9 protein-coding genes are annotated in these 12,125 nt (G+C 63.1%); 6 read left to right on the top strand and 3 right to left on the bottom strand.

What is annotated here, in order from left to right; translation table 11 throughout:
• The first annotated feature begins 360 nt into the window (after positions 1-360).
• The 4 genes from pepN (at position 361) to L979_RS12250 (ending at position 7,074) form a co-directional block, all read left to right on the top strand.
• A complete protein-coding gene (gene pepN, locus L979_RS12265; RefSeq protein WP_047692493.1) occupies positions 361-2,991 on the top strand; it encodes an aminopeptidase N in 2,631 nt (876 codons plus the stop codon).
• A gap of 179 nt (positions 2,992-3,170) precedes the next feature.
• Positions 3,171-4,442 carry an HIRAN domain-containing protein gene (locus L979_RS12260; RefSeq protein WP_052209869.1) on the top strand — a complete coding sequence of 424 codons (1,272 nt, stop codon included), beginning with the start codon at positions 3,171-3,173 and terminating at the stop codon, positions 4,440-4,442.
• Positions 4,439-6,133, top strand: coding sequence for an AarF/ABC1/UbiB kinase family protein (locus tag L979_RS12255; protein WP_047692492.1), 1,695 nt, complete (start codon positions 4,439-4,441; stop codon positions 6,131-6,133). The genes L979_RS12260 and L979_RS12255 overlap by 4 nt, the downstream gene beginning before the upstream one ends.
• Positions 6,134-6,276: 143 nt before the next feature.
• Entirely contained in the window at positions 6,277-7,074 is a 798-nt protein-coding gene (locus tag L979_RS12250; protein ID WP_047692491.1) for a hypothetical protein, read from the top strand.
• Positions 7,075-7,123: 49 nt separating this feature from the next.
• Here L979_RS12250 and L979_RS12245 read toward each other — a convergent pair whose 3' ends face one another.
• The 3 genes from L979_RS12245 to L979_RS12235 form a co-directional block, all read right to left on the bottom strand.
• On the bottom strand, positions 7,124-7,792 hold the full coding sequence (locus L979_RS12245) for a hypothetical protein (RefSeq protein WP_047692490.1): 669 nt from the start codon (positions 7,790-7,792) through the stop codon (positions 7,124-7,126).
• A 187-nt stretch (positions 7,793-7,979) separates the two neighbouring features.
• Positions 7,980-9,299, bottom strand: coding sequence for a sensor histidine kinase (locus L979_RS12240; RefSeq protein ID WP_156125579.1), 1,320 nt, complete (start codon positions 9,297-9,299; stop codon positions 7,980-7,982).
• 1 nt (position 9,300) lies between these two features.
• Complete coding sequence (locus L979_RS12235; protein WP_047692488.1) at positions 9,301-9,513, bottom strand: hypothetical protein; 213 nt, start codon at positions 9,511-9,513, stop codon at positions 9,301-9,303.
• Between the two features lie 134 nt (positions 9,514-9,647).
• Between L979_RS12235 and L979_RS12230 the strand changes: the two genes are divergently transcribed.
• The gene (locus L979_RS12230; RefSeq protein ID WP_047692487.1) at positions 9,648-10,307 is read left to right on the top strand and encodes a response regulator transcription factor; all 660 of its coding nucleotides are present in this window, start codon (positions 9,648-9,650) and stop codon (positions 10,305-10,307) included.
• Between the two features lie 134 nt (positions 10,308-10,441).
• Positions 10,442-11,596, top strand: coding sequence for a non-hydrolyzing UDP-N-acetylglucosamine 2-epimerase (gene wecB / locus L979_RS12225; protein ID WP_047692486.1), 1,155 nt, complete (start codon positions 10,442-10,444; stop codon positions 11,594-11,596).
• Positions 11,597-12,125 lie beyond the last annotated feature (529 nt).

Below are 12,125 nucleotides of genomic sequence, written 5' to 3'. Positions count from 1 at the left end.
GGAAGGATCGGGCCATGGATTCATCCCGGGAGGTCACATCCCCCAGATCCAGTGAGCTCAGGACATCCGCAACCCGGTTGAAGGCGGGGCGGACGTCTTGGGCCTGCGTGAACATTTCGTCGTAGGCGCCTGAGCCCGCCATGTCCTGGGCATAGGTGGCGAACAGATCCGTCATGGTGGTGGATCACGTCCCTTCAGTCCTTGAAACTCTCAACCCCCGTGCGGGGTGCGATCCACACATGCGCAGATCACGTGGTGCGGGCCTGGACCCGGAGCATCCTGGCACAGACGTGTTGCAGGGAGGTGACGAAGCGCCACAGACAGTCTGCTGCTGACCTCCCGTGTCCATAGGATAGTGGTGTGTCTCACCATGATCTGACCCGTGTGGATGCTGCTGCCCGAACTGCTGCCCTGACGCTGAACGCCGCGGACGTGGAACTGGACCTGACAGGCGCCTGTGACCAGCACCAGCGCACCTTTGGCGTCCACGTCACCTGGGACTTCAGCTTAAACGACGACGCCCCCACCACCAGCACGTTCCTTGACTTCATCGGGGACGTCCACGCCGTGGAGATCAACGGGGTGGCGTTGGGCCGCACTGAGTTGAGCGAGGTTGTCAGTGACGGCCGGATTGAACTGCACGGGCTGCAAGCCACCAACCGGGTGGTGGTGGAAGGTGCCGGGTACTACTCCCGATCAGGTGAAGGCTTGCACCGTTACGTGGATCCGGAGGATGGGCAGACCTACCTCTACACCCAGTACGAGCCCACGGACGCCCGGCGAGTGGTTCCCTGTTTTGACCAACCGGATCTGCGCACGGCCTGGACGTTGACGGTCCTGGCACCGGAAGGGTGGTCCGTGTCCTCCAACGCCCTGCCCGTTGGCCAGCCGGTGCGCCAGCCGGTGACCGGAGAAACCCAGGCAGGGATCCGGCACGAGTTCGCCCCCACCGCCTCCATCCCCAGCTATCTGACCACTGTGTTGGCTGGCCCGTATCACCGAGTGGACAGCACCTGGAGCCGCAAGTACGCACACCGACCCCAGCAGCTTCCCCTGACCCTGTGGTGCCGTGCCTCCATGGCGCAGTACCTCCCGGCAGAAGAACTGTTTGACCTGACCCGCACGGGGTTGGATTTCTTCACCGAACTCTTTGACCTGCCCTTCCCGTTCGACTCCTATGAGCAGGCCTTTGTGCCCGAGTACAACCTGGGTGCCATGGAGAACCCCGGGATGGTCACCCTCACGGAGGACTACCTGTTCCCGGACGGACCCACCCACCAGCAACGGGCGGGGCGGGCCAACACGGTGCTGCACGAAATGGCGCACATGTACTTTGGCGATCTTGTGACCATCCGCTGGTGGGAGGACCTGTGGCTCAAGGAGTCCTTTGCGGAGTTCATGGGCGCCTACGCCAGCGCGGAGGCCACGGAGTTCAGGAATGCCTGGGCCGGGTTTGCCGTGCGGCGCAAGGGGTGGGCCTACCGACAGGACAGTTTGAGCACCACGCACCCGATTGTGGCCGACGTCCCGGATGTGGCGGCCGCCCGCCAGAATTTTGACGGCATCACCTACGCCAAGGGGGCTGCCACACTGAAGCAGTTGGTGGCCTACGTTGGTGTGGAGGAATTCATGGCTGCGTGCCGCGTCTACTTCCGCCGCCATGCGTGGGGCTCGGCGGACCTGCAGGATTTCCTGGCGGCTTTGGAGGAGGCATCCTCCAGGGACACGGCCGCTTGGGCCCGGGACTGGTTGGGCACGCTGGGCACCACGGTCATGGATGCTGAGGTTCACAGGTCGGAGCTTCACTTGACCCCGCAGGGCACCGTGCCGGACCCTACTTCACAGAGAGCTCACCACCTGGCCGTTGGTCTGTACCAGCCCGGTTCGGATGCGTACGGCCTGGAACGCACGCATCAAATTCCCGTGGACCTCCCGGCAGATCTCACACCAGGCACCGCAGTGGTGGTCCCCTTCCCGCCCGCAGCCGGCTCAGGGACTCCCCTGGTCCTGGTCAACGACGACGACCTCGACTTCTCCCACGTGAATCTGGACACCGCCACCACCCAGCGGCTGATGGAGGATCTGGGTGCGTTGCCGAATCCCATGGCGCGATCCGTGGCCTGGTCCCACCTGTGGTCCATGCTGCGCCGTGCCCAGCTGGACCCCGCGGATTTCCTGGGGGCTGTCACCCGTGACGTGTTTGCAGAAACCGAGTCCGTGGTGTTTGAAACCATCCTGGAACGCGCCGTGGAGACGGTGGAGGACTACGTTCCCGTGCGGCGTCGTGCAGATCAACGGCGGGTGCTCACCAACGCGGTGGTCCATCACCTGAAAGCAGCACAGCCGGGTTCGGACCGGCAGACGGCACTGGCCAGGATCCTGGGGCGCCTGGTGGCCAGGGACCCGGGACCTGCCGCGTGGCTGCGGGATCTGCTCACCGGCAGGCAAACCCTGGAGGGGTTGATTCTGGGGCCGTCCTTGCGGTGGCGGTGGATGACTGGTCTGGTGGCCTCCAACCATGCCGTGGACTCCTGGGTCCGGGAGGAGCTGGAACGTGATGGTTCCCGGGTGAGTCAGATCGGGCATGCCAGGACCCAAGCGGCCCGGCCCACCCGATGGGCCAAGGACGCTGCCTGGGAGCAGATGCTGGGTGGGGACCTGTCCAATGACTTGCTCAGCGCCACAGCCGCAGGTTTCCAGTTGGCGGATGACCACCTGATCACCCCGTACCGGGACGCCTACTTTGCCATGCTGATGCAGCAGTGGGAGACCCGCTCCATGGGCATGGCCACGCGTGTGGTGGCCGGGCTCTATCCCAGCACCTGTGACCTGAAGCCGGGTGATTCTGCGGAATCAGATTCGTTGTTGAGCCAAACTCAGCAGTGGCTGGACACCCACCCGCAGGCGCCGGCGGCCTTGCGCCGGGTGCTGACGGAACAACGCGATGAACGGTTGATCCGGCTGCGGATTCAAGCCCGTTCAACCCCGTGAACCCCGCCGGAATCACCATCTGTAGTCATGTTTGGCTCATGCAACAATCCGCCCCGGACGCATGGATTCGTGAAAGACTGTTGCGCGTCCGGTGACCCGGATGCTCGCGTGACTAGGTTGACCGGCAAGCCACGCTTCCCCACCCCCTGGCACCAGGGCCCTCCGGCAAAAGGGAGACCATGACCACCTACGCACTCAACGACCGCGGTTCTCTGGAAATTGTCACGGAGAACTTCTATGACGCTGAGATCTTGCGCGTGTTCGGTGCCCTGTCCCACAACACCGTGGAAACCTACGCCGGTACCGCTGAACTTGTGCCTGAACCGGACAACCCCTTTGACTCCCAGACCATTGCCGTGCGGGTGGGCCGGCATCAGGTGGGTCACCTGGCCAAGGACGACGCCGCGCGCTACTGGCCGGCGGTGACCCGCGTGGTGGCCTCCGGTCTGAGCCCCACCGCGCCGGTGATCATCAAGGCCTCTTTGGTGGATGCTGACGGCACGGATGAGGTGGATGCCACCGCCCGGATCCAGCTCTCCCCGCCGGATCTGCTGTTTCCCGTGAACTCTCCCCCGCAGCGTTCCACGGTGTTGCCGCAGGGGCCGTCCATCAAAGTACTGGATGAACAAGACCACGCCGCCTACCTGCACTCGATCCTGCCCAAGTCCGGGGAAGCCCGCCTGTTCCTGACCCTGGAGGTCAACCAGGTACGCACGGCCCACGGGGAGCACGTGGACATTGTGGAGGTCCTGCATGAGCGCCAGGTGGTGGGCCGGCTCTCCACGCAGCTGTCCGAACAGTTCATTCCGGTCATCCGCCATGCCTTTGAACATGATCTGCTCACGGCTGTGTGGGGCACCATCCGGGGCTCAGCCTTTGAGGTCTCCCTGACGGTCCAGGCCGCTCGGCCGGAAGCGATCGAGGCCGACTGGTACCAGGAACTCCCCCGCCTGGGTGAGGAATTGGTACCTGAGTCCGACTCCTATGAGGTCCCCAACGCCTACGTGCCCACGGAGGCTGAACGCGGCAAGAACGCCAAGAAATGGCACAGGGGAATGTCTGCCGCCGGTGCCGCACCTGCTTCCAACGGGACGGGCCGTTTCCGTTCCTTCCGTGGTTCTGGCTCCACCTCAACGTCCACCGCAGCCTCCACAGCCGCGGGCAGCGACGCCGCAGCCGGCAACGACGCAGCGGCCACCTGGACCCAGAGCAGCCGCGTGACGGCCATGGTCCTTGCCGGTGTGACCGTTGTGCTCCTGCTGGTGGCTCTGTTGATGCTGGGCCGCGAGCCGTTGGTCAGTGCGCTTGCTGTGATTGTTGCCGCTGCCACCGGAGGCATGGCACTGTACTTGCGGTCCCTGTTCGGTCCGCTGCGTTCCAGCGGTTCCGCACAGTCGGCACGCGGTACAGATGACCAACCCTCGGCAGAGACGATGACCCCCAACGGATGATCTCCCGGCGCGAAAGACTCCTTCAGATCCTTGAAGTGCTCTCCAAGCACGGCTTTGGGTTCGCCCTGGGCGGGCTCAAACCTGAGTGGCGCTCCTACCTTGGCAAAGTCCGGCTGATTGATCCGGACAAGGTGCAGCCACAACCGGAGCACCTACGCCTGGCCTTGGAGGAGTTGGGTCCAACATTTGTGAAGTTGGGCCAGCTGGCCTCCACCCGCCCGGATCTTCTGCCCCAGGCCTACGCACAAGAATTGGCGCGCCTTCAGGACTCATCCCCTCCCATTCCACCGCAGGTGGTGCGGGAGATGCTGAGCGAGCAACCGGAAACGGGTGCGGAGGAGATCCTCCAGCACATTGACCCCGTTCCGCTGGCCACGGGGTCCATCGGCCAGGCCCACGCGGCACGTCTGCGGGGTCAGGACGTGGTGGTCAAGATCCGCCGACCGGACATTGTGGATGAGGTCAACCGGGACCTGGAGATCCTGCGGGAGTTGGCGGTGCTTCTGACCCGGTACTGGCCGGGTGTGCAGTACCAGGACCTGATTGGCCTGGTGGACGAGTTCGCCTCCTCCATGCGGGATGAGATGGACTACCTGACAGAGGCCCGCAACACGGAGCGCATGCGGGAGAACTTTGCGGCTCACCCCGCGATCATCATTCCGGAGGTGTTCTGGGAGGCCACCACCACCCGGATCCTGACGATTTCACGCATGAGTGGAATGAAGATCAGTGACAACCAGGCCTTGGATGCCGCAGGCCTGGACCGTCACGAACTTGCCGTCACCGCCACGGATGCCCTGTGCAAGATGATCTTTGAGGACGGGTTCTTCCACGCGGATCCGCACCCGGGCAACTTGTTTGTCCAACCAGATGGCTCGATCGCCATGATCGACTTTGGCATGGTGGGGACCCTGTCTGAGGAGTTCCGCGATTCCTTGGTGACCTTGATGATGGGGGTGGTCCAGGGTAACGTCCGCCGTGCCACCAGTGGCATGTTGGCCCTGACGAACACCTCCGGTCAGGATCTGGACCGTGCCAAGCTGGAGCGGGACATTGAGGCCATGGTGCGGCGTTATGCCAACCGGCCGCTGTCTGAGGTCCGGATCGGGTCCCTGATGGGTGATCTGGTGTCCACATTGCGCCGCCACCGGCTGCGTCTGCCGCGCCAGTCGGCGCTGTTCCTGCGCATGGTGCTGACGGCAGAGGCCATTGGCACCGGCCTGGATCCGGATTTTGACCTGGTCTCCGTGATGCAGCCCTACGCGCAGCGTTTTGTGCTCAAACGCCTCTCCCCGGAGGCACTGGTGGGGCGTGTGCGGGACCTGGTTCAGGATGCCGTGCACATGGGCGCGGAAGCCCCGGAAGCCATGCGGCGGGTGCTGGCCGTCCTGGAACACGGTGGCTTTGACGTTCACCTGCGCGGTGATGAACTCCAACCGCTGCTGAACCAGACGGAGAAGATCGGCCACCAACTGATTGCCGGAGCGGTGATAGCCGCCACCATCAACGGGATGTCCCACGTGGTGGCATCAGATGCGGAGCGGTTCTCCAAGCTGCGGCTGCCCATTCTGGTGGGTGGTACGGGCATGGTGGGGGCACTGTCCGGTTACCTGGCCGTTTCCACGGCAGCTCCGCGCACGCGTCGACTGGTCTCCGGGCTCAGGGCACGACGCCGCAGCACCTCCCGCTGATCCTGACAACGGCGCCCCACGCGGGTCCAGTCATAAGAATGCAACTGTCCGCCAGGGTACGTACAATCTTGGTGATTCATACAGGATGCTCCCCACAAATGCTCAGTGGTGGGCAGTCGTGCCGTTGAGAGGGCAGGTGACAGGTGGCCGCGGACAAGAAGGGGCCCCAGCAGGTGCCGGGTGGTTCCATCCTGGCTCAGGTGCTGGGTGAGGTGCGTCTGGAAAGTGAAACTGACGGATTCGATCCCCCTGGCCACGTTCTGGAGGCCACCTACGGCGGAATGCTGCAGGTGCTGCGCCACGTCAGCTACTCCGTGGCCCGCTCTCACGGGTACCCCAAGGAGCTACCAGATTTCCAGCTGCACTATTCGCAACAGCAGCCGGGTCACTACCTGGTGGACCTGCGCGTGGTGGATCAGCGCCCGGCCTGGGTTCGCATGGTCAATCCCAAATCCGCGGCGTGCCGCGAACGATACCGGGTGCTGTTGCGGTGGGTTGCGGAGCTGATGTCCACCACCGTGCAGTTGGTCCCACCCATCACCATGGCGGAGGACATCAAGATCAGTGCCGCCGGTGACCAGGAGGGCTTTGGCACCTTGATGCTGGACAACCGCCGCACTTATCGGGTGCCGCTGGTGATGATGGGCATTTTTGAGAACAACCCCGCCCTGGTGGATGCACTCACCGGCATGATGTCTGTTCTGCTGTTGCCGGAGGTCAAGGCCCTGGTGATTGTCCGCGACCCGTTGGAATCCAAGCAACGGGATGAGGTGGTGATTCCGCTGTCAGAGACCTTCCACCGGAAGATCATCCATGAGACTTACCACTCCTTGGCAGGCAAGGTGCAGGCGCAGGATGCTCCGCTGAGTTCTGTGCTGACTCGTCATGAACGCCGTCAGGACTTCCCCACCGGCATCTCCGGGCTGGATCCCAGCGCCTGAGAACCATGGGCATGGTGGGGTGCTCACGGGGGTGGGTCAACCGGGTAGCTCACCGGAGGAGGTCGCCACCTGCCTGGAACTCCACAAACACGTCCGTGGCCGGGATGACACATTCATTGCGGGACTCAGGTGTGTGCGGGTCAGAGCCCACCACAATGGATCCCACACCCTCCTCACTGACCGCCGACCACAACTCCCTCAGATGGGCCTGAACGGCGGCATCCATCAAACCATGAACCACCTGGACCGGTAGGCGCAGGCGCTGGGAGTCCGTGGTGGAAACAAGATCCACCAGATTCCCGTGACCGGCTGCGTGCGTGGTGGTACCGCCGACCTCCAGGGAGAAAGCTGCAGCCTTGATGAGCAGCATGGTGTTCTGCAGGGCAGTTTGGGCCCGGTTGGCTTCACCATTGGTGGGCACATGACGCCAGAGATCACTGAGGCGTCGTCGTCGAACCACGGGCGGGGCGGGGCGCTGGTCAGCAATGAAGGTGACCAAGCCGTCCTGGCTCTCCGTGAAGGAGATGGACAGCAACCCGTCGGCATCCGGGGTGGTGTCCGGCGAACCGTTGGCGTGGCGGTAGAAGTACTGACCGATGGCCTTGATGGCTCCGTAGGTCCGCCGCAGGATGTCCCGGTTCAGCAGGAGGTTCTGGCCGCGGGAATCCTGGACTTTGAACTGAAGGGCGGCGTGTCCTGCAGCGGGGTCACGCTTCATGGCGCCATCACCTCAAACGGATACGGTCGGTGTGCCAGCAGCGCAGCACGCTGCTGGATCAGGAATCACCGCGCGGAGCGCGGCTCTGTTCCGACCTTACCGCGAGGTAATATGCGGTTGAGATATATTTCAGATCTTGTCGTTGCATGTCGCCCGGGCGAGTCCGCACAGAGAACAACGGCGCGGTTCAGCGCAGATCGATCTCCTGCAGCGGCAGCCGCGCCCGAACAATCCACTGTCCCGCCTGCGGGCCGCTGCTGAGTTCGCCGCCGAACACGGACACCCGTTCCCGCAGCCCCAGCAGCCCGAATCCCCCGGCGCTCAACACCGCTTCAGGTGTGGTGTTCTCCCGACGCCGCGACTGGGCCAACTTGTTGGTGACCTCCACCTCCGCGTGGCCCTGGGCGCCGTCGTGAGCAAGGATCTCCACCCGAATGAACACCGGGCCATCCGTGGCTCCGTGGCGAATGATGTTGGTGCAGGCCTCCTGCACCACCCGCTGACACGTGCTGCGCACAGAGGTGGTCAGGTACTCCCATCCCGGGCCGTCCTGGATGCGAATGTCCCGGAACCCCGAATCCTTCAGACTCTGGACGCTGTGTTGCAGCACGTCAGACATGGTGGGAGTGGGAGGGGCAAGGTTGCCGGAGGTGGTGGATTCGTGGGCGGTTTCAGACAGCGGCGTCCGGGTGGCCGAAATACCCACCGGCTCCTCCCGCAGGATGTTCACCAGACGGCGCAGGTCAGCAATGGTTCCGCTGGCGCTGTCTGCAATGTCTTTCAAGGCAGTGCGTTGGAAACTTTGGTCCTGGGAGAGCAATCCGGCATTGGCGCGCAGGGCGGTGGCAGTGACGTCATGGGCCACAAGGTCGTGCAGTTCCCGTGCCAGGTCTTGGCGTTCGGCGGCACGGACCAGGCCGGCCTCATGCTCCAGGCGCGCAATTTTGCGGGCGGAGAGCAGGCTGCGGCACCGGAAGAATCGGATGGTGGCGCCCAGGGCTGCGGCCATGGAGATCAGCAGGATCAGGGCCACGACTTCTGGCCAGGTGGTGGGTTCGCGGACAAAGATGCCAAAGCTCACGGCCGCAAGGACCTGGGCGCCCACCACGGTCATGCCCACGCTCCAGCGCAACCACATGACAAGGATCAGGGTGCACATGACCCCGGGGACAAACATGACAAACACAGATTCGGTCAGCAGGGCCGCAGCGTAGGCAAAGGCCAGGGTGACGGCACCAAACCGTGGACCCACCAGCGTGCCCAGCAGTGGCAGGTAGGAGGCGCCGGCCAGCGCCAGGACCTCCACCAACGTGGAGTCCGTGCCCTGGGTGCCCGGATGGGCTGTGGTCAGCAGGCGAATCACGTCAAACGCGGCCACGCCTGCCACCAGGATTCCCACGATGATCCGCAGGAACATGGGCAGTGGAAGCGGGTCCGTGATCCGCAGCTCCGGCCACCGGCCGGAGATTGCGGTCCACGGACCCGCTGTAGAAGTCAGAGGACGCACGTTACCTGGAGCAACGTCCGTAGTACTGGCAGAGCAGGCTCACAAAAACGGCCGGCTCGGCCTTGACCGGGCCGGCCGTCACTGAATTGGACGACGACGGCGCTGCCGCCAGGCCCGGGAGCAGAGCTGCTGAGGCCATGCCGCCGCTGAGCAGCATGGAACCGGCAACGGCCGCTGCAGCAGCGGCCTTCCGGGAACGGGTGAACAAAGCCATGGGTACTCCTGATGGGTTTGGGAGGTGGTGGTCACGCGGATTGCCACGGTGCCGTTGTTGCTGGTCAGCACACATCCACGCGTCCCAGGATATTCTGATTCCGCAAAAACGCATCTAGGAGTGCAACCGCAGTCATGACCACCCCTGCAAAATACCGAGTCCTGATCGCCGACGACGAGTCCGTGGTGCGGGAAACACTGTCCGTGTACGTGGGCAGTGCCGGGGACATGGAAGTGGTGGGAACGGCAGCTGATGGCCGCTCTGCCGTGCAGGTGGCGGTGAACCTGCGCCCGGACATTGTGCTGATGGACATCCAGATGCCGCGTGTGGACGGTGTTGAGGCCACTGCGGAACTGTTGCGGGTCCTGCCCGCCACCAAGGTGGTCATGATCACCACGTTCACCACGGCGGACGCCGTCGTCCCTGCGCTGCGTGCCGGTGCCCTGGGGTACGTGTTGAAATCCGATCCCCCTGAGCGGATTCTGAGCACGGTGCGCCGTGCCCTGACGGGAAGAACTCAGCTCTCCCCCACCGCACTGGATGCTGTTGTGGGTCACTTGAGGGCCGGCGACAAACGCAATGAACTGCCGCCGGCCGTGACCCTGACCAGCCGCGAATCGGAAGTTCTGAAGTATCTGGCCACCGGTTGCAGCAACAAAGAGGTGGCCGATGGCATGGGGATCTCAGAGAAATCGGTCAAGCTGCACGTGACTCATCTGGTCAGCAAATTTGGCGTACGGGACCGCCTGCAACTGGTGATTGCGGCCCACAAGGCGGGCATGGTGGAGCTGTAACCGACCGGCGCCGGTATGTGATTCACCAGATGGCGGTGGTGAAACTCCGGTTACTGGCGGGTTGTCTCCCGTATGCTTGCTGTCGTTCCGCAAGTCCACCAAACAGCTGCCTCCAGCAGCGGGGAGAAAACGCGATGACCCTGACCATCATGCCGATCTACGGGACGCGCCCGGAGGCCATCAAGATGGCGCCGATCGTCAAAGCGCTCCAAGAGTCCCCGCAATTCGAATGTGTGGTTACCGTCACCGGGCAGCACCGGGAAATGCTGGATCAGGTCAATCAGATCTTTGACATCACACCGGATCATGACCTGAACATCATTCAGCCGCGCCAGACCCTCAACGGTGTCCTGACCCGCACGGTGGAAGGTTTGGATGCGATTTTTGAGGAATCCGCCCCGGATGCGGTGATTGTGCAAGGTGACACCACCACGTCCACGACCGGTGCCATTGCGGCCTTCTACCGCGGAATCCCGGTGATTCACGCGGAAGCCGGCCTGCGTTCCTTCGATCTGTTCTCCCCGTTCCCGGAGGAAGCCAACCGGAAGTTGACTTCTCAGATCACCAGCCTCCACCTGGCGCCCACGGACATCTCCAAGCGCAACCTGCTGGCCGAAGCCATTGACGGCGAGCACATTGTGGTCACCGGCAACACCGTGATTGACGCCCTGCACCACACCGTGGCCAAGGCACTGCCCTTCTCGGACCCACAGCTGGAGGACATCGCGCAGCGCTCTGGCAAAACGTTGTTGGTCACCACGCACCGCCGGGAGAATCAGGGCGAAGCCATGCGGGGTGTGGGGCGTGCCCTGGCCCGGATTGCCGACGCCGAACCGGATCTGACCATTGTGTTGCCGGTTCACCGCAACCCCGTGGTCCGTGAAGCTGTGCTGCCGGCCATTGAAGGCAAGCCCAACGTGCACGTGACAGAACCCATGGCTTACGGCGAGTTCACGCGCATGCTCTCCGTTGCGGACATTGTTCTCACGGACTCCGGTGGCGTCCAGGAAGAAGCCCCTTCCCTGGGCAAGCCCGTGCTGGTCATGCGGGAGAACACCGAACGCCCTGAGGCAGTCACCGCTGGCACGGTCAAGCTCATTGGCACGGATGAAGAACGCATTGTGGAAGAGGTGGACACCCTCCTGCACCACCACGGCATCTACGCGGCCATGGCCAACGCCGTGAACCCCTACGGCGACGGGAAAGCCGCGGCCCGTACAGTCGCCGCCATTGAGCAGATGTTCGGTGTGGGCCAGCGGATCGCAGACTTCGATCCCAAAACCTCTTGAGATCAGTTTAAATCCGCCAGAAAGGTCATCAAATGAAATCGCGGACATTCACCGTCGCTCTCGCTTTCGGACTCCTCGTTCTATCTGGGTGCGGAACCCCCGATGCCGGTGACGAATCAGTTGAAACCGAATCATCTGTATCCTCGTCAGAACACAAATCGCCATCCCCTGGAGAAGAATCGTCGCACGTTGAATCTCGAGTAACGGTTAGTGTCGACGACGGCCAAGGGACCTACACGATTAAAGACACAGAAGACGATATAACTGAAAAAGTTGGCTTCAGTGGCGAAGAAGTTGTTGATATTGATAACCGCGTCTATAGCGTGTATGTAGAGGCTGATCAAGACGGAAGTCAAGTAACTTGCGAAGTAACCGTAGACGGGGAAACTGTAGCAAACGACAAATCTTCGGATGGCCCCGCAAGATGCTGGCCAGCTCCCGCGTGAGGAGTAGACAACCTCGGTGGTGCATGACTCTATAAATGGCTCTTCCTACCTGAGGTGGGGGTGAGTGAGCCCGCCGCCGATGA

This window comes from Kocuria sp. ZOR0020 (genome assembly GCF_000800955.1).
Taxonomy (GTDB): Bacteria; Actinomycetota; Actinomycetes; order Actinomycetales; family Micrococcaceae; genus Kocuria; species Kocuria subflava.
Note: the sequence above shows the minus strand (reverse complement) of the source record. Positions and strands in the feature narration are given on the sequence as shown.